Origin of the sequence: Marisediminitalea aggregata (genome assembly GCF_900129565.1) — a bacterium.
In the GTDB taxonomy this organism is placed as follows: Bacteria; Pseudomonadota; Gammaproteobacteria; order Enterobacterales; family Alteromonadaceae; genus Alteromonas; species Alteromonas aggregata.
Genome location: NZ_FQWD01000001.1, coordinates 339510 through 358448 on the forward strand (window position 1 = coordinate 339510; position 18939 = coordinate 358448).

Sequence of the window (18939 nt, forward strand, 5' to 3'; positions counted from 1 at the left end):
TGATATACTTTGATCAAATGGCTCTCCATTTCGCAGGCAAAACCATGTCACAGCAACCTATTCACAATGTTCCGACCAATATCATTACCGGCTTTCTGGGCGTGGGTAAATCATCGGCAATTCTGCATTTACTCACCCAAAAGCCCGCCCATGAACGTTGGGCTATTCTGGTGAATGAATTTGGTGAAATTGGTATTGATAAAAGTCTGTTTGAAGGACAGTTAACAGCGGAAAATGGCGTATTCATTCGCGAGGTGCCCGGCGGGTGCATGTGCTGTGCAGCCAGCCTGCCTATGCAAATTGCGCTGAACCAATTGCTGGCAACATCGCGCCCCCATCGTTTGTTGATTGAACCCACCGGCCTGGGCCATCCTAAAGAAGTGATGCAGGTTCTCACCGCCGAGCACTATCAACCCGTACTGTCGATACAAAAGACCCTGACACTGGTCGATGCCCGTAAATTAAGTGACGAACGTTATACACAGCACGATACGTTTAACCAGCAGCTTGGTATTGCCGATGTGATCGTAGCCAACAAATGTGACCTGTACTCGGATCAGGATAAAGTCAGGCTACAGCAGTACGTAGCAGCACACTGCCAGCCTGACACCACCATTGTACAAACCCAATTCGGCCAACTGTCGTTAGATACCCTGGAAGGTCGGGCGACTAACTATGCTCAATCCTACCAGCCTCAACACGATCATAGTCATGCTCATGACCATAATCATGAACATGCAGACAATGATTCGAGCAAAACACTGGCTGCCGATCAGGATTTACCGGCCAATGGCATGTTTAGCGCGAACAATAAAGGAGAGGGTTTTGTCAGCACCGGATGGCGTTTTTCCCATGACATTGTGTTTGACCATTCGGCGTTGAAGACATGCCTGTCTGCGCTTCGTGCCGAGCGGTTGAAAGGTGTCTTTATTACCAACAACGGGGTATTTGGGTATAACCTGACTGACGATGGATTAACTGAAATGCAACTGGACGATTGCGAGGAAAGTCGTGTCGAAGTGATTGCGACTGACATACCTGACTCACTGGAAGCTCAGTTAACTGCCTGCTTTCTCGTTAGCAAATAGCAAGCAGTGACAACTGATTCAGGCGAAGGCCGTTATTTACTCAGGCACTGGCCTTCTTTATAGCGCTCAGGAAAGATAGCTTTCAGCGTATGCGTAAGCTGATCATAGTCACTTGCCAGGTCATTTGCTTGCTCTGCGCTTAACACCTGTCCGAATGTTTCTACTCGTTCAGCTTCGACATGCGTGTAGTGGAACACGCGCATGTCGACTGATTCATGCTGCCACCGCTCATGCATATTGTCGATGTTGTGTTGCGAGTCATCGATAAACACGATGGCGTCGAACTCACGACCGGTTTTAGCCAGTATCCACGCCAGCATGTCGCCTTTGTGCATGCCCGTCGTCATCATAATCCCGCGGCTGTAACTCATTTCGCGTGCCAGCAATTCCCGGTATGTCACATCGGTGTCGCCATTTGGTGTAAGTGCATTCAGGCTGGCATCAATGCCCTTGTTGTACAGCTCTCTTTCCGTCGGTGAGCGATAATCAGGTGAACGCGATGTCAGCAACATCATGGGGTTGCCTTGCGCCTGCCATTGCTCTATCAAACCCGGAACCTGTGACTCAGTCAACGCCATAGGACTTAGCTCGTAAAGCATGCCGATGACATCCTCAAACAAACAACTCACGGTTTGTTCTGGCGACGGCTTTACTGCCAGTTTTCCGCGCTGCCACTGGTACCATATATCCCCGCCCAGTCCGCCGTTATTGGTAAGCAGCGTATTGTCGATATCAGACACTATCAATACATTTTCAGGTTTGTATTGTTGATTGAGCGTTTGCACAACCGGCGCAATCTGATTGAATGTCGTGACTTCTTCAATCATGACGCCTTGATTTAACCGCGCCGGCGAACTGGCGCAGGCAGATAGTGTAAAAACAGCAAAAAACGCCAACCAGATCGCTGCTCGCTTATCTTTCCATTGCAAAGAAAAAGACGTCATATCGAATACCAACAAAAAACACAGCCATTATCATACATGAACATTATAAACACTAAGCCCGTTGACACGACGAACTGTGCGAACCACTAGCTGAATGCCTCACGTTCAAGGGCGACAAAGGTCCACACGTCGCCACTCTCGCGCAAAAAACGCCCTTCTGCTTTGAGATCTCCACGCCTCTTGTCGGGTGTGAAACCCAATTTGTGTAAAATTTTTCCAGACGGTGCATTGGCCAATTTTAAGTAGTGCGCATTTAACGTTCGCATGCCCAATATGCGAAACGCGGCATCTGCCATTAACCAGGCTGCCCGGGAACCCAGCCCCTTCCCCCAGTATTCAACACCGAGCCAGTACGACAACTCAGCTTCGCGTTGTTGCCAGTCAATTTTCTTTAAAATACAGCAGCCAGCTGGCTTACCTTCTACCAGCAGCACATAGTGCATCTCCTGACTGGCTGCACCAGACTGGTATTCATCCACTGTCTGGCATCGTCTTCCGAACAGTTAAGCGGGACACCGCTTGTCTGCGCAATGCGATCATCTGCAGCCACCCTGGCCAAAGACGACAAATGCGATTCCTGAATAAGCGCTAAGTTCATAAGAGTCCTGTTAAATAAAACACACATCGGCACCAGATAATTACTGCCGAGCCACGACAGTTTGCATGAAACAGTCTATGTCCTGCAATGCATTGTATCGGCTAAAATTGCCGCGACAACAGAAATGTTATAACATAACATTCCTGTTGTCGTAAAAAGAATCTGAAGCCATGTTGAAAAATAGCGTTATTCATAGAATCTGCAATATCACCGTATGCCGGTTAACTACAGCCACAAAACGCGCCTTAGTCTTCGCGTGTTACTTATTTTTACCGGCTTCTGCGCTTGCCAACGAGCATGCCCATATACATGGTCATGGCCAATTGCTTATCGCTCAGGATGGCAGTCACTGGCAATTGGTATTCAAATTTCCTGCAGAGGATCTATTAAATATTGAACACCCGGCTCACAATCATGAAAACGATTCGCAAACGCCAACAATCACTTCACAATTTAAAACACCCTCCGCTGTCTTCAGCATTGCCGAAGGTGAGTGCACAACCGCCAAATCGGACCTTGAGCTGCCAGATATTCATCACTCAGACCAACATGAAGATATCAATCTGACCTACTGGTTGACGTGCAGCGAGCCATTGCGCCAGCTGACTATTTCTGTATTTGACCTGACTCCCTCGCTGGATGAACTGGAGGTGCAATGGGTCACTGCTAATGGGCAGGGGCGGACAGAATTAACGCCCACAATCCGAGAACTAACGCTGTAATGCCAAAGCTGGCTGCCATGTCTGTTGGTCAAATTAACCACATGGGTCATTCATCCCTTTTCAAATTAACGTTTTTTAGGAAGCTACAATGGAACTCACACAACGCTTAGGCGACAAGATTGCCATCGCGCTTTCTTCCCTTTGTGTCATTCACTGTCTGGCGACACCACTTATTCTCATTATTTTGCCGTCGTTGGGGGCACTTGTTGCCGACAACCACGAGATGTTTCATCAGGTTATTCTGTTTTTTGTGCTCCCGGTTGGGGTACTAGCACTGTGGGCCGGATACCGCCATCACCACAATCTCAGTATTTTATTGATTGGATTAGCTGGCCTGGGACTGCTTTTAATTGCTGCATTCTTTGGACATGACTACTTCGGTGAAACAGGTGAAACCGCGCTTACCATTTTTGCATCACTGATTATTGCCACAGCCCATGTGCGCAACTTCCAATCAAACCAAATAATGCCAACAGGAGACTGTCACCATGACTAACTTTAAGCGACTTCCCGTCACCGTGCTATCGGGTTTTCTGGGCGCAGGAAAAACCACCGTATTAAGCTATATTCTGAATAACCGTGAAGGCCTCAGAGTCGCAGTAATTGTGAACGACATGAGCGAAATAAACATCGATGCTGCCGTACTAAAAAACGAAGTATCGCTGAATCGCAGCGAGGAAAAACTGGTAGAGATGAGCAACGGATGCATTTGCTGCACACTGCGGGAAGACCTGCTGATTGAGGTGCGCGCACTGGCCAGCAGCGGTAAATTTGATTACCTGGTAATTGAATCAACCGGTATCTCTGAGCCTTTACCCGTGGCCGAAACCTTTACCTTTGAAGACGAAGATGGCGTGACTCTGGCCGATGTTGCTCAGCTCGATACCATGGTAACGGTTGTTGATGCGGTGAATTTTGCAAAAGACTTTGAAGAAGCAAAATACCTGCAGGAAACCGGAGAATCACTGGGTGAAGAAGACGAGCGTAGCGTGGCGGATTTACTCATTGATCAGATTGAATTTGCGGATGTGCTACTGCTTAGTAAAACCGATTTAATTAACCAGCAGCAGGCCGAGCAGTTAACCGCGATTCTTCGTACGCTGAATACCCGCGCGCGAATCATCCCTATCGCTAATGGCAATGTGAACGTAAAAGACGTGCTAGGCACCCACCTGTTTGATTTTGAGCAAGCGCAACAAGCACCGGGCTGGTTAAAAGAAATGCGCGGTGAACACACACCGGAAACAGAAGAATACGGTATAAGCAGTTTCACCTACACCGCCAGACGCCCGTTTTACCCGCAGCGCTTTTATGATTTCCTGCACAATAGCGAGGGCTACGGTAAGCTGCTGCGCTCAAAAGGCTACTTCTGGCTTGCCAGTCGCCCTTTTTATGCCGGGCAATGGAGTCAGGCCGGGGGTATCGCGCGTTATGGCTACGGCGGTTTGTTCTGGAAAGCAGTTGACCCAAAAGACTGGCCGGAAGACGAGGAGTACCGTAAGTCGATCATGGAGCAATGGCAGGAACCGTTCGGCGATATGCGACAGGAACTGGTATTCATTGGTCAGAACCTCGATGAAGGCGCGGTGACCAAAGCACTGGACGATTGCCTGCTGGATGACGATATGTTGCTCCAGGGCCGAGAAGTCTGGCAGATGCTGCCGGACCCTTTTCCTGTGTGGGAGCAATAGTCGATGGTCAGCACAGCAGCAATTGAAAATATGACCTCCGCCTCTTGCCAACAGGTGTTTTCAGAGCAGGCAGATGTATTTACCACGATTTATCAACCAACGGTGAATATGGCGGTATGGCAGCGACAGCTTTCTGAATCAGTTACCCGAGCAGTGAAAGAAGGCCTGACTCAAAACCTCCAACTTAACGTCACGCAAGAAGTACCGGTAGACGGTGTTCTGGACAACCTGAACAACAACTATGCATTGAGTCTCTGGCCAACCGCGCTTCGCGAGGATATCGCTCAAATAGTAGAGATGTTTGGGTGTTTGTTCGACATCGACATGGTGGGGCTGAGATTACGCACATTAAATGCGGCAATGTGCCCAAAGTTTCATTACGACCGGGTGCCCTGTCGATTAGTCACAACATACTCGGGTACTGGCACTCAATGGCTGCCAAATGACGCTATCGAGCTCAATGAGTCGGGACGTTTGCAGGTGATTGATGATAACGACACACACACCCTCAGGGCTGGGGATGTGGCGTTACTGAAAGGTTCTGCCTGGCCCGGCAACGAAAGTACGCCATTGGTCCATCGCTCGCCATGTTTGACCGAGCTTCAGCCGCGCATCTTACTCACTCTGGATGCCATGTAACGAGGGCCGGTTAGCCCTCGTGCACTCTTACGTCATCCGGCTGACCGTAAAAAGTCTCTATACGTACCGCATCCATAACATAAGCGGCAGTGCCTGCCGGATCTTCATACAAAGCGGTTTGTATAACCCCCGACACCGTGTAAGCGGCATTAATATTCGCCAGGGTAAAACCTTCCGGGCTTCTTACAAACACCATTTGGTTTGCCGGAGGCGGCGGAAAATGCAGACATGCGCCAAAGTACGGCACCAGAAAAAAGCCGGTGACCTGCCGTTCATCGTTCGCCTCCAGCGGCACTATAAACCCGTGAAGCTGTATTAGCTGATTGTGCAGTGAAGACACACCGACCGTGGATTGCAAAACAGATTTGTACTGCGTATCGAAGGAGGCCTCGATAGCGTTCAACAATTGGTCTTCCAACCTGGCGTCGGCGTTGAGCTGATACTGATTGAACTTCTGCTTGTCAGTGTCAGGCATCAAGTCAGCCCAACCGATTGTGCGAAGTGGCCCCTGATTCACGCGGGTAATCAATGCGCTATCCCGGGTCAGAAACAACACCTGAGCGTTGTCTGAAAACAAACGGTTAAACCAGTCAGGTCCGGTCTCAAATACCCGCCAGCCGAGACCAACGCCGATAAGCGCCGCCCCAAGTATGACAACAACCGGCAGCAGACGCGATGCGTATCGCGTCATCCAGCCTCAACAATCATGGTATGTTCGGTGGAAAAAGCAGAACCTTCATAGGTCGCATTCAGGTTTACCGTGATTTTATGCGTACCTGGCGAGAGTGTTGTGAAGACCAGGTCGTAGTCTTTAGACACTGCGCTTAATGAAAGGTCACTGCTCGACAACAACTCAATACCATCGCCGCCAGTCACCGACAAGGTTACATTGGTATAGCTCAGCGGCACATGAATTCGAACGCTTCGCGAATTTTCAGTACCCACCTTTACCGCAGTTCGCCGGGCAAGTGTGACACTTGGGTAGTTGTCGGCCATGGCGGCCAGGTCACGCTCCATAATATTGCTATGGTAGGCAGCAAACGACCCAAAACCATTAGCATGTAATTGACAGGCTGACGCTGAAATTGCCCCCATACAAAGCAAAGCAGTCAGCGTTGAAACAACAAATCTGGTCTCCATAATCATTACTCATAAAGTCGATAATCGTCGATGTTTAACGTGTAAGCCGATGTACCTAATGCATTTTCGTTCAGGGCCACATTCAGTGTGCCCTCAAACCAAAACGGCTGCTGCAAGGCTTCCAGTGCAATGCCATCCTCGTATTGCACATACAAAATCTGATTTGGCGGTGGCGGCGGCATATGCAGGCAAGCGCCGAAGTACGGCACAATAAAGAACGCAGTGACTTCACGCTCGTCATTTTGCTCTAGCGGCACCATGTAACCGGGAATGCGAATTTGCTTCCCGTTAAATTCCTGCATGACCCGCGTTGAACTGAGGGCATCCCGGTACCGTTTTGTTTGTGCGTCAACCGACTCTTTTTGATTCAGTGCCGCAACGGAGTCCTGCTGTGAACCATCGGCAATGTCATTCAGGTATTCTGGCGGTGCCAGCAGTGCGTCCAGATCGTCTTTTGGCATCAAATCTGTCCACTCCACCTCGGTATACTCTACCGCGGCGCAGAGACTGGGGAACGCTACTATGAATATCAGCGACAGTACGCCTGCTATGTTTCGTAAAAACAAGGAAATACGGGCGTAAGCACAGTGTAAAGCCATAACAAATGCAATCCGATTGGCAGATAATTATAGTTATGTTATAACATTTTACCAATAAGAAGAATAGTATCGTCAACGCTTTGTATCAGCGAGCGTAAAGTTCTACACTGTGAGCAGCAACGATATGACTATACCCGTACTTTTAACCCACAGACTTATTTGTAGTGAATACTAAAACTCCCCATGAACATTCGGCTTCTACTGCAATACACATGCAGTCGGTGTCTTTTACATACCCCAACAGTAAAGTGCAGATCCAGGTCAACGACTGGCAGGTAAAACAAGGCGAGCGTATTTTTTTACACGGAAAGTCTGGCTCGGGCAAAACCACTCTGTTGAATCTGCTGTCGGGCATTCTCACCCCAGAACAGGGCAGTATTACGATTCTCGACGAGCCATTTTCCGCATTATCAGAGTCTAAACGCGATCGCTTTCGCGCCCGTCATATTGGTGTGGTGTTTCAGCAGTTCAATTTGGTATCGCATTTATCTGTTGCACAGAATATTCAGTTAGCTGCGCACTTTGCTGGTAATAAAAACCTCGACAATGCACGGTTAACGGCACTGCTTATCGCTTTACAGCTCCCACTTGATGTGCTGAATAAAAAAGCCCGACAATTGAGTGTGGGTCAACAGCAGCGCGTTGCTATTGCACGCGCGTTGGTGAACGAACCAGAAATCTTGCTGGTGGATGAACCTACCTCCGCCCTGGACGCCGATGCCAGAGACGCCTTCATGACCCTGCTTATTGAATTATGTGAAGTGCATAGCACCACACTTATTTTTGTTAGCCATGATGCGGCGTTGAGTGATTACCTGACGACCCGTGTTTCCGTTGAAGACTTGTTCGCTTCCGTGGAGACCAGCTCATGTTAATGTCATTCGCCATCAGCAGCTTGAAAAGCCGGGGCAAATCGCTAGCGTTGACGTTTTTGTCTCTGCTGATCAGCGTCAGTGTGTTACTCAGTGTAGAGCATGTTCGATTACAGGCCCAAGCCAGCTTCAACCGCACCGTGTCCGACGTCGACCTGATAGTGGGTGCACCCAGTGGCCAGCTCAATCTGTTGTTGTACACCGTATTTCGAATGGGTTCGCCTACCAACAATATTGATTATGCAAGCTACACCATGCTGCAAAACCACCCGCAGGTGAGCTGGGCTATTCCAATTTCTCTGGGTGATTCCCACAAAGGCTACCGTGTACTAGGCACTACGCAAGCCTATTTCGAACACTATAAATATGGTAATAAACAACCGCTGACCTTCGCTGAAGGCAATACGTTTTCTGGCACTTTCGGAACCGTAATTGGGGCAGATGTTGCCAACACCCTCAACTACCAGGTCGGCGATAACATTGTTATCGCACATGGTATGGGCGCGGTGAGCTTTCACAATCACGACGAATCCCCCTTTACCATTACCGGGATTCTGGCGCCAACCGGCACACCGGTAGACAAAACCGTACACGTTTCACTGGCTGGTATTGAAGCCATGCACCTCCCACCAGCGCAATTACACGAGTTGTTGGAACACCCTGAAGAAGCAGACGCTCAGCTTCTGAAAGTAGACAGCGTGTCCGCCATCATGCTGGGGCTCACCAGCAAATTTGCGACGTTTACCTTACAGCGAGAGTTAAACAATTACCCGGACGACCGCCTCATGGCCATTCTGCCCGGCGTTGCACTGGCTGAAATGTGGCAGATGATGTCGAGCATTGAAAACCTGTTGCGGTTTATCAGCCTGTTGATCATGTTGTCTTCCCTGTTCGGGCTGTCCACCATGTTACTGGCCTCCATGCAGCAGCGGGAGAAGGAAATTGCGGTACTGCGCATTATTGGTGCCGGTGCAGGTACGATATTTCGACTCATATTAACCGAAGCCTTGTTGCTGTCTGCAGCCGCCAGCGCGACGGCCTTATTACTGGTGTTCGCGTTATTCACCTTGACGGCAGACTGGTTAGCCAGCGAGTACGGTATGTTTATCTCGGCAAACGTGTTTAACCTGCACAACCTGCTCGTAATTGGGATCATTCTGGGCGCAACGCTTATTTGCAGTTTAGTCCCTGCTATCGATGCCTATCGGGGAGCGATTAACCACAAGTTATAGCGGCGATGATACCCATTGCCGCCTAACCTTTTCATCTTTGGTCTCACAATATGTAAAAAAAAGATTTCGAAAAAGTTAACAAAAAAGAGACCCTATATACTCTGAAAGGACTTTTATTTTCACAATAAAATTCAATACCTTACACATCCTCAGTTACTTCACTTGTCAATGAAGTGCTCGTAAAACCCTCATTTAATGCCTGATATTTCAGCAAATACGGAGAATATTTAGTTGTAATTTTAAATTACACACATAATATTGTAAGCGCTTTCAATTTGAAAAAACCGGCACAATATCAGAGAAATAGTCTGATCGGCCGTCGAGCAAGTCTAATAATAAAAAACGTAACGTTGGAACGTGGAAGTTCGGGACAATGCTGTCTCAATTACACACTTCAAAAGGTGCTTGCCATAACTCGTGGTTGGGATGTGCAAATACACCTATGAAGTGCTTCTTTCATCTCTCCGGCGAATTAGCTGCTACTTACCCATTGTTTTTGATGACTTGAAAGTCAACGAGCACGTTATACAAAAATAATCATGGAATACTGCTAATGGAAATCAAATCAATAGTAATAGCAAGCGTTACCACTTTATTGCTGGCTGGGTGCGCCAAAGATCAGGAACAGAGCAACACTGTCGACCCCACTACGCCCGGTGAAAGCAGCCAACCCGATAACAGTAATCAGACAGCAGATATCTGGCCCAAGCTGGATATCGTGGTAAAACAGGACCCTGCCATAGAAGCCAGAATCGCAGAACTGCTTGGGTCTATGACGCTGGAACAAAAAGTCGCCCAGATGATCCAGCCTGAAATACGCGACATCACTGTTGAAGACATGCGCAAATATGGATTTGGTTCATACCTTAACGGCGGCGGCGCCTTCCCCAACAATAATAAACACGCTACGCCAGCCGACTGGATTCAGTTAGCCGAAGACATGTACCAGGCATCAGTTGATGATTCGCTTGATGGTTCAAGCATCCCAACCATGTGGGGTACCGACGCAGTGCACGGCCATAACAATGTGATTGGCGCAACGCTATTTCCTCACAACATCGGCCTGGGCGCAGCAAACAATCCTGAATTAATTGAGAAAATCGCCAACGTTACTGCAACGGAAGTCATGGTAACCGGTATCGACTGGGTATTCGCACCTACCGTCGCAACGGTTCGGGATGACCGCTGGGGGCGTACCTATGAAGGTTACTCAGAAGATCCTGTTATTGTGGGTGAATACGCCAAGGCCATTATTAACGGCTTGCAGGGCCATGCAAATAAAGACTTTCTGAGTGACAACCGGGTAATCAGCACGGTTAAGCACTTCTTAGGCGATGGCGGCACGGAAGGCGGTGATGATCAGGGTAACAATGTTGCATCCGAACAAGAACTCTTCGATATTCATGCGCAAGGTTACGTGGAAGGCTTAACCGTTGGCGCGCAAACCGTTATGGCATCATTTAACAGCTGGCATGGCAGGAAAATACACGGTAGTAAGTACCTGCTTACAGATGTATTGAAAGACCGTATGGGCTTCGATGGGTTTGTGGTAGGTGACTGGAATGGCCATGGGCAGATTGCAGGCTGTACTAACGACAACTGCCCACAGGCAGTTAACGCAGGGCTGGATGTGTATATGGTGCCCACTCAAGCCTGGAAACCCTTGTACGAAAACACCATCGCTCAGGTTAAGGACGGCACGATTCCGCTATCACGTATTGATGATGCGGTAACGCGCATTCTGCGCGTAAAATTGCGTGCTGGGTTGTTTGACAAGCCCAGCCCGGCCAAGCGCAAGTTCTCGGGTAAGACGGAACTTATTGGTCAGGACGCCCACCGCGAAGTGGCTCGTCAGGCGGTACGCGAATCATTGGTACTACTCAAAAATAAAGCAAACCTGTTGCCCCTCGATCCCACCCAAACGATTCTGGTAGCGGGTGACGGTGCCAATAACATTGGTAAGCAATCTGGCGGCTGGACCATTACCTGGCAGGGAACCAATAACACCAATGCGGATTTCCCGGGCGGTTCGTCTATTTACGACGGCATCAAAGCACAGGTTGAAGCTGCAGGCGGTACAGTAACACTCAGCGAACAAGGTAACTTCTCGCAAAAGCCGGATGTTGCCATTGTGGTGTTTGGTGAAGAGCCTTATGCAGAAGGGCACGGCGACCGTGAAAATCTTGAATACCAGCGCGGCAATAAAACGGATTTAGCATTACTGAAAAAGCTTAAGTCCCAGGGCATTCCTGTGGTCTCGGTGTTCATCAGCGGACGCCCTATGTGGGTAAATGCCGAACTGAACAGTTCCGATGCGTTTGTGGCAGCCTGGTTACCTGGCTCTGAAGGGCTGGCCATTGCCGATGTGCTACTGGCAAACAAAGACGGATCATTGCAACACGACTTCAAAGGGAAATTGTCTTATTCCTGGCCGAAAAGCCCAACGCAGGCAGTGCTTAACCGCGGAGACGATGACTACGCACCGCTGCTGCCTTATGGCTTTGGTTTGACGTATGGCGACGAGAACGTACTGGCCGACAACCTGAACGAAAGCTTTGAACTCGATATGGATGACGTGCAGGTACGTAAAATGTTTGACGGTACCATGCACGCCCCTTGGGAAATGGCATTGCTCTCTGGCGGTCAGTACGTCAATGTCAGCGCTAGTGTGCATACGCTGGGCTCGTTAACCTTCCGTACCGTAGACAAAGTGGTGCAGGAAGATGCCGTTAAATTAACCGTAGACGGCACGCAACCAGCGGAACTGCGCATTGTCAGCAAGAGTCATTTCCGCGAGGACATGTTGTCTGATTTACAAGCCAATGCAGCGTTAAGCTTTGAAGTAAAAGCAGACGACATCGACAACGCGAGTATTAAGCTGGGCATGAACTGCGAAGGCACCGCGGACCCTGAAGGATCTTGCAGAGCCTATCTGGATATCACCGAATACTTGCAGCAATTGCCTCAGGGCGAATGGGGTGAGATGTCCGTCGACTTAGCGTGTTTTACCGCACAAGGGATTCGCTTAGGCGACATCGTAGTGCCATTTGCCTTAAGCATGGAAGGTAATGTCGACCTGAGTGTCACCAACATTGCCAGCGTACCTGGTAAGGCTGATGCCGCAACGCTGAGTTGTCAGTAGCCAACAATAAAAGTCGGCCCGAATGACTTGTGAGGGCCTGCAACATGCGCAATGATGGGAGCTTATTTGCATCATTGCGCCAAAAGGAATGAATAAGCAACGTGAACCGGAATGACATTAAGCGTGTGGTAATTGTGGGTGGAGGTACTGCCGGTTGGATGACCGCCGCAGCACTGGCCAACAAGCTACAAGGGCTGGCTATTGATATCGAGCTCATCGAGTCTGACAGTATCGGCACTGTAGGCGTCGGTGAGGCCACGCTGCCCCACATACGCTTTTTTAATTCCGCGCTGGGTATTGATGAAGCCGCATTTATGCGGGAAACCGAAGCCACTATAAAACTGGGTATCGAGTTTTGTGACTGGGGCAACGTGGGCGAGAGCTACATTCATCCCTTCGGCGACTTTGGCCTGCCTATTAACAATGTCGATTTTTACCAACACTGGCTAAAGCATTTTCAGAGCGGCGCCATCACCACACCATTACACGAATATGCTGCGGGCGTTATGTCGGCAAAACACAACAAATTCCGCATACCCGAACCGTCTTCCAGTAACATCGAACAACACTACGGCTACGCGTATCAGTTTGACTCCTCACTGTACGCGAAATTTCTACGACGCTATGCTCAGGCCAAAGGCGTAATACGTACTGAAGGCAAAATCGTTGAGGTTAAACAACACAACGATACCGGCGAAGTGGTCTCACTGGCGCTGGATAACCAGGCGATTATTGAAGGCGACTTCTTTGTTGATTGCTCTGGCTTCAGAGGCTTATTAATAGAACAAACCTTACACGCGGGCTACGACGATTGGTCTGAATGGTTACCCTGTAACCGCGCCGTGGCGATCCCCTGTGAAAGTACCAACCCACTGATGCCTTATACCCGGGCAACCGCTAAAGCGGCAGGGTGGCAATGGCGAATTCCGCTGCAACACCGCACCGGCAATGGCTTTGTGTACTGGAGCGAGCATATCTCCGACGACGAGGCCTGTAGTCAGCTTCTGAGTGCTCTGGATGGCAAGCCGCTGGCCGAGCCTAATCAGCTGTACTTTAAAGCCGGTCGACGCAATGTATGCTGGGAAAAGAATGTGGTAGCCATTGGCCTGTCTTCAGGCTTTTTAGAACCGCTAGAGTCCACGTCGATACACTTAATTCAGGAAGGGATCACCACCCTGATTGAGCTGTTCCCGCAGCAACGCGTTCAGCAACAGGATGCCGACGAATACAACCGCCGAATGGCGCTTAACTTCGAACGCGTAAGAGACTTCCTGTTACTGCACTATGTTGCGACGAAGCGCGACGACAGTGACATGTGGCGATACTTCCGGAACCTTACCCTGCCCGACAGCCTGCAAACTAAAATCGAACTGTGGCTGAGTCGCGGCTACATTCAGCGTTACGAGTTTGGCGTATTCCTGCCTCCCAGCTGGATAGCGGTTTTACTGGGGCAGAATTTGATGCCGACAGGATTCGATCCGCGGGTCAATAACACCTCAGATGCGGAATTTATCCAAACCAGCGAGCGCATGCGCAAGGCCATCCTTAATTCCGTAAATAACACGCCGTTACACCGCGAATTCCTTACCGGCTATGGCGCGGCGTCAAACAGTAAGCCACTTAAGTCTGCGATGGCATCAACAACGTCGGGGGGCAATTAGCATGTCAGGCATAAAGCACATCGTCATTGCAGGTAATGGCCTTGCAGTAAACATGACCGCGCTTGCGTTACAGCAGCAGTTGCCACCTGACATCAATTTGACCCTGATTAACAGTGCAAAATATGCCGATCTGGATTGTTTGTATGGCAGCACCAGCGCACCAGACATGTACGCGTTTAATCTGATGCTAAACGTATCTGAGCCTGACCTGTTGTTTAACACCAACAGTACATTCTGCTGGGGTAATTATTTTGACCGCTGGGCCATGACACCCTGCTCATGGTTACAGGGCTTTCATTTACCGTTTCCCGCCATGCGCGGCGTCGGTTTACATCACTTTGTTACCCGCCATGGCGAAACCGAGCTGGCATCTTATCTGATCAATACACAGGCCGACAAAACCGGTAAGTTTGCCCACCCCCCTGAAGATAATCGCCATCCGCTTTCCAGAGCAGAATACGGCTATCAATTTGATGCCAGCGCATTAAGCGCGCTGTATGCAAGTAAACTCAGCAGCAAGGTAACGGTGATCAATGCGAGCATTGCCGACGTGATTACAAACCCAGCAGCAGATAGCACCGGAAATATAAACATTACCGGCTTGCAACTCGACAACGGGCAGCGAATTGAAGCGGATTTATACATCGACTGCACCGGGCCAAATGCCAAAGTGTATTCCGCTCTCGAACAAAACAGCCAGGACGCCAACAGCCAACAAAAGAGTGCACGAACCCTGTTTGCGATTCACAGCACATTGCAACGCGGCGAGGCACTGCCTACACACAGGCGCATTCGCGCTTGTGAATTTGGCTGGCAAGCCGACACCTATCTGCGCGACAGCATTCAACGATTAACCGTGTGTACACCTGAACAGAAGTCACAGGCGATAGACGCTCACGGCATTGAGGCAAGTATTGCCATGGCGTTTAGCGCCGGGCACCGGCAACAAGCCTGGACAGGCAACTGCGTCGCTATCGGTCAGGCAGCCAGCGTGATAGAGCCACTTACACCTGCCCCACTGATGATGCTGATGCGCGATATTCAGCGCTTGCTGGAGCTCATTCCGGTAACCAACAGTATGTCGGCGGAGGCAACTGAATATAATCGCCGCTTTATTGCCGACGTCGAACATACCGGTTTATTCCAAGGTGCGCTGTTTGCGCTTGAACATCTGCCAGACTCATTGCCAGAGCAAGCTTATTGGCAACAGGCTGCGCAGTTTGTGCAAAGTGAGAAGCTTAGCCGCAAGCTGACTCAATATCATCACCGGGGCATTCTGGTGAAATACGATTTAGAGCCTTTTAATGAGCAGGACTGGTTAATTCTGCACAGTGGCATGCAGCGCCGCCCACAAACTTACGACATAGTGGCAGATCAGGTGCCACGCGCGGAGATGGCGAATCAATTAAACGGCATGGGCAATGTGATTCAGCAAGTGGTGAGCCAAATGCCACCCCACGGAATTTATTTGGAAAAGCTAATGGCTTATCTGTCTCAAAAGCGCAACCAATAAGAACGCAGTAAGGTCACGAAGAATAAAATGAAAGACTCAACGCCAAATATACTAAAACAGATAACCATTGTTGGTGGCGGCTCCGCCGGTTGGATGACCGCCGCCGCGCTGTCTCGCATGCTGCCCACTGGCGACGTTAAGATTACTCTGGTGGAGTCTGAACAGATTGGCACCATTGGTGTAGGGGAGGCCACGATCCCCGATATGATCAACTTTAATAAATTGCTGGGCATCAGCGAGAGTGAATTTATTAAAGCCACCAACGGCACCTTTAAACTCGGTATTGAGTTTAACGACTGGGGTAAATTAGGCGACAGCTACTTCCACCCGTTTGGCGGACACGGCGTTGATATGAATGGCGTCGACTTTCATCAGTACTGGCTGCACACCCTGGCCGCCGGGAATACCTGTGATCTTGAAGACTACAGTATCTGTGCGGTCGCCGCGAAGCAGAACAAGTTTGTGCTGCCTGAGCAAAACCCCAACTCGGTGCTCTCGCATTTGCGCTATGCCTACCATTTTGATGCCACTGCTTATGCCGCGTATTTACGTAAATACGCGGAACAGCGTGGCGTAAAACGCATTGAAGGCAAAATTGCCAGCGTGCAGCAACACACAGACACCGGCAATATTGCGGGCCTGACACTGGAAGATGGCACCACCGTAGGCGGTGAGTTATTTTTCGATTGCTCCGGATTCCGATCTTTATTACTCGGCGACACACTGGGCGTGAAATTCCGAGACTGGAGCCACTGGCTGCCGTGTAACACGGCGCAAACCGTTGCCACAGAACAAACCGACAAAGTTCTCCCCTTCACGCGTTCAACCGCAAAAACCGCTGGCTGGCAATGGCGCATACCTACCCAGCAGCGCGTCGGTAATGGGCACATCTACTGTGACCGTTTTATGGGTCACGACCTGGCTCGTCAGATTCTGCTCGATGGACTCGACAGCAAGCCCATTTCAGAGGTGCGTACCATTCAGTTTAAAACAGGGTGTCAGGAAGCCTTCTGGGAGAAGAACTGCATTGGTATCGGCTTGTCGGCCGGTTTTCTGGAGCCGCTGGAATCTACCTCGTTGTTTCTAATCCAGCAGGGTATCAGCCGCTTTATTTCCCTGTACCCGGATGCCGGGCTACACCCTGTGATCCGCAACGAATACAACCGCTTAATGACCCGGGAATTCGAGCAGGTTCGCGACTTCATTATTCTGCATTACAAAGCCACCACCCGCGATGACAGCCCGTTCTGGCGCTATGTGCGAGATATGGAGATACCAGACTCGCTAACCCACAAAATGACGCTATTCCAGCAAGGCGGCCGCGTATTCAGAGACGATCATGAACTCTTTACCCGCTCCAGTTGGGTAGCGGTAATGGTTGGTCAGGGCATTTTCCCCAAAACCTTCGACCCGATTCTGGCTAATATCCCGGTGGCGGATATTCAGCGTAGTCTGAACTCCATGAAGCAGGCCATGGAACAATCTGTTGCGCGCCTTCCCGACCATGCAATGTTTATTGAAAAATACACCGCCATGCAACCAAACCCAACGTTTTCAATGGGAAGACAATAATGTCAGAGCACCGTATTAAAAAGATTGTCATTGTAGGCGGTGGTACTGCCGGATGGATGGCAGCCGCTGCCATGTCAAAGCTATTGCATGACGACAGCATTACTATTGAGCTTATCGAGTCAGAACAAATCGGCACGGTAGGCGTGGGCGAAGCAACCATTCCGCACATTCTGTACTTTAATCGGTTGCTGGGCATTAACGAAAACGACTTCGTTAAGTTCACCAACGGTACTTTTAAGCTGGGGATCGAATTTGTAGACTGGGGGCAAACCGGTGAGTCTTATATTCACCCATTTGGCCCTTACGGCATGGACATGGAAGGCATCCACTTTCATCACATGTGGCTCCGCCAGCAAAAAATGGGTCAGGCTAAACCCATCGATGAATTTAACCTGCAAATCCTGGCAGCCCAGGCCAATAAGTTTCAGCGCGCGCAGGTTGAACTGCAAGGTTCACCGCTGAGCACCATTGCCTACGCATTTCAATTCGATGCCATGCTGTACGCCAGGCACTTACGCGGCATAGCAGAAGCCAATGGTGTTGTGCGTACCGAGGGTAAAATCACCCGGGTAAATCAGCATCCGGAAAACGGCCATATTGCCAGTGTGGATACCGATAACGGCCATCACATTGAAGGGGATTTGTTTATCGACTGCTCGGGCTTCAAAGGCCTGCTCATCGAACAAACCTTAAATAGCGGCTACGAAGACTGGTCCCATTATTTGCCTTGCGACCGGGCCATTGCGGTAGCCAGCAACAAGCTCGACGAGTTGACCCCTTTCACCCGTGCTACGGCAAAATCAGCTGGCTGGCAATGGCGAATTCCGTTGCAGTCTCGCACCGGCAACGGTCACGTGTATTGTAGCAAGTTTATGGACGACGACACGGCATTGCAAAGTCTGTACGCCGACCTGAACAGCGAACCGATTTCCGAGCCCAATTACCTGCGCTTTAAAGCCGGGATCCGCAAAAAGCCCTGGAACAAGAATGTGGTGTCGCTGGGATTAGCATCTGGCTTTTTAGAGCCACTGGAATCCACGTCAATACACTTAATTCAAACCGCCATTGCCCGGTTAATGACGAATTTCCCCGACAAGCTGTTTAATCAGCACGATATTGATTATTACAATGAGCGCACCCGGCTTGAGTACGAGCAGGTACGTGACTTTTTGATTTTGCACTACAAAGCCACACGTCGAAACGACAGCCCGTTCTGGCATTACTGCCGCACCATGGATATTCCCGACTCGCTGCATAAACGCATTGAGATCTACAAACAAAATGCTCGCTTATACCGCCACGACAATGAGCTGTTTAACCACGTCAGTTGGTTTGCGGTCATGCACGGTCAGGGCATTCACCCTGAGCGCTATCACCCCATTGCCGATATGCTACCGGATGATGAGCTACACCGCCGTATGGAAGAAATTCATACGGTTACAGGCAAGTGTCTGCAGGTGATGCCTGGCCACGAGGATTTTATTGCGCAGCACTGCAAAGCCAGTTCGTCAGGTTAACCGATTTGT

General features: G+C 49.8%; 17 protein-coding genes. 12 read left to right on the forward strand and 5 right to left on the reverse strand.

What is annotated here, in order from left to right; all coding sequences use genetic code 11:
• Positions 1-44: 44 nt before the first annotated feature.
• Complete coding sequence (locus BUB81_RS01405) at positions 45-1088, forward strand: CobW family GTP-binding protein (protein ID WP_139241473.1); 1044 nt, start codon at positions 45-47, stop codon at positions 1086-1088.
• Between the two features lie 32 nt (positions 1089-1120).
• Here the strand turns inward: BUB81_RS01405 and BUB81_RS01410 are convergent, their stop codons facing one another.
• Both BUB81_RS01410 and BUB81_RS01415 read right to left on the reverse strand, forming a co-directional pair.
• On the reverse strand, positions 1121-2032 hold the full coding sequence (locus BUB81_RS01410; RefSeq protein WP_084526109.1) for a DUF2608 domain-containing protein: 912 nt from the start codon (positions 2030-2032) through the stop codon (positions 1121-1123).
• 86 nt (positions 2033-2118) lie between these two features.
• Positions 2119-2511: a GNAT family N-acetyltransferase gene (locus BUB81_RS01415; RefSeq protein WP_073317122.1), complete on the reverse strand. Its 393-nt coding sequence runs from the start codon at positions 2509-2511 to the stop codon at positions 2119-2121.
• Positions 2512-2800: 289 nt separating this feature from the next.
• On the opposite strand from BUB81_RS01415, the gene BUB81_RS01420 reads away from it, so the two are divergent.
• The 4 genes from BUB81_RS01420 (at position 2801) to BUB81_RS01435 (ending at position 5682) form a co-directional block, all read left to right on the forward strand.
• Complete coding sequence (locus tag BUB81_RS01420) at positions 2801-3352, forward strand: ZrgA family zinc uptake protein (protein WP_073317125.1); 552 nt, start codon at positions 2801-2803, stop codon at positions 3350-3352.
• 88 nt (positions 3353-3440) lie between these two features.
• Positions 3441-3848 carry a MerC domain-containing protein gene (locus tag BUB81_RS01425; protein ID WP_073317128.1) on the forward strand — a complete coding sequence of 136 codons (408 nt, stop codon included), beginning with the start codon at positions 3441-3443 and terminating at the stop codon, positions 3846-3848.
• Positions 3841-5043, forward strand: coding sequence for a zinc metallochaperone GTPase ZigA (gene zigA / locus BUB81_RS01430; protein WP_073317131.1), 1203 nt, complete (start codon positions 3841-3843; stop codon positions 5041-5043). The genes BUB81_RS01425 and zigA overlap by 8 nt, the downstream gene beginning before the upstream one ends.
• Positions 5044-5046: 3 nt before the next feature.
• Positions 5047-5682, forward strand: a complete 636-nt coding sequence (locus tag BUB81_RS01435) for a DUF1826 domain-containing protein (protein WP_073317134.1) — start codon at positions 5047-5049, stop codon at positions 5680-5682.
• 10 nt (positions 5683-5692) lie between these two features.
• On the opposite strand, the gene BUB81_RS01440 is transcribed toward BUB81_RS01435, so the two are convergent.
• Genes BUB81_RS01440 through BUB81_RS01450 form a run of 3 tightly spaced genes read right to left on the reverse strand, consistent with a single transcriptional unit; the run spans position 5693 to position 7421 of the window.
• Positions 5693-6373, reverse strand: a complete 681-nt coding sequence (locus tag BUB81_RS01440) for a DUF3299 domain-containing protein (RefSeq protein WP_073317137.1) — start codon at positions 6371-6373, stop codon at positions 5693-5695.
• Positions 6370-6822 (reverse strand): hypothetical protein, encoded by a 453-nt coding sequence (locus BUB81_RS01445; protein WP_139241474.1) that lies wholly within the window; start codon positions 6820-6822, stop codon positions 6370-6372. The genes BUB81_RS01440 and BUB81_RS01445 overlap by 4 nt, the downstream gene beginning before the upstream one ends.
• 5 nt (positions 6823-6827) lie before the next feature.
• Positions 6828-7421, reverse strand: a complete 594-nt coding sequence (locus BUB81_RS01450; protein ID WP_073317143.1) for a DUF3299 domain-containing protein — start codon at positions 7419-7421, stop codon at positions 6828-6830.
• A gap of 212 nt (positions 7422-7633) precedes the next feature.
• Between BUB81_RS01450 and BUB81_RS01455 the strand changes: the two genes are divergently transcribed.
• The 7 genes from BUB81_RS01455 to BUB81_RS01485 all read left to right on the forward strand — a co-directional run bounded on the left by BUB81_RS01455 (position 7634) and on the right by BUB81_RS01485 (position 18930).
• Entirely contained in the window at positions 7634-8296 is a 663-nt protein-coding gene (locus BUB81_RS01455) for an ABC transporter ATP-binding protein (protein ID WP_084526111.1), read from the forward strand.
• Positions 8290-9525: an ABC transporter permease gene (locus BUB81_RS01460; RefSeq protein WP_073317149.1), complete on the forward strand. Its 1236-nt coding sequence runs from the start codon at positions 8290-8292 to the stop codon at positions 9523-9525. The genes BUB81_RS01455 and BUB81_RS01460 overlap by 7 nt, the downstream gene beginning before the upstream one ends.
• A gap of 553 nt (positions 9526-10078) precedes the next feature.
• Entirely contained in the window at positions 10079-12667 is a 2589-nt protein-coding gene (locus tag BUB81_RS01465) for a glycoside hydrolase family 3 protein (protein ID WP_084526113.1), read from the forward strand.
• A 101-nt stretch (positions 12668-12768) separates the two neighbouring features.
• Positions 12769-14328 (forward strand): tryptophan halogenase family protein, encoded by a 1560-nt coding sequence (locus BUB81_RS01470; RefSeq protein ID WP_217653438.1) that lies wholly within the window; start codon positions 12769-12771, stop codon positions 14326-14328.
• A gap of 1 nt (position 14329) precedes the next feature.
• Positions 14330-15841: a tryptophan 7-halogenase gene (locus tag BUB81_RS01475; protein ID WP_073317152.1), complete on the forward strand. Its 1512-nt coding sequence runs from the start codon at positions 14330-14332 to the stop codon at positions 15839-15841.
• A 27-nt stretch (positions 15842-15868) separates the two neighbouring features.
• A complete protein-coding gene (locus tag BUB81_RS01480; protein ID WP_073317155.1) occupies positions 15869-17413 on the forward strand; it encodes a tryptophan halogenase family protein in 1545 nt (514 codons plus the stop codon).
• Positions 17413-18930 (forward strand): tryptophan halogenase family protein, encoded by a 1518-nt coding sequence (locus BUB81_RS01485; RefSeq protein ID WP_073317158.1) that lies wholly within the window; start codon positions 17413-17415, stop codon positions 18928-18930. Before BUB81_RS01480 ends, BUB81_RS01485 begins: the two co-directional genes overlap by 1 nt.
• Positions 18931-18939 lie beyond the last annotated feature (9 nt).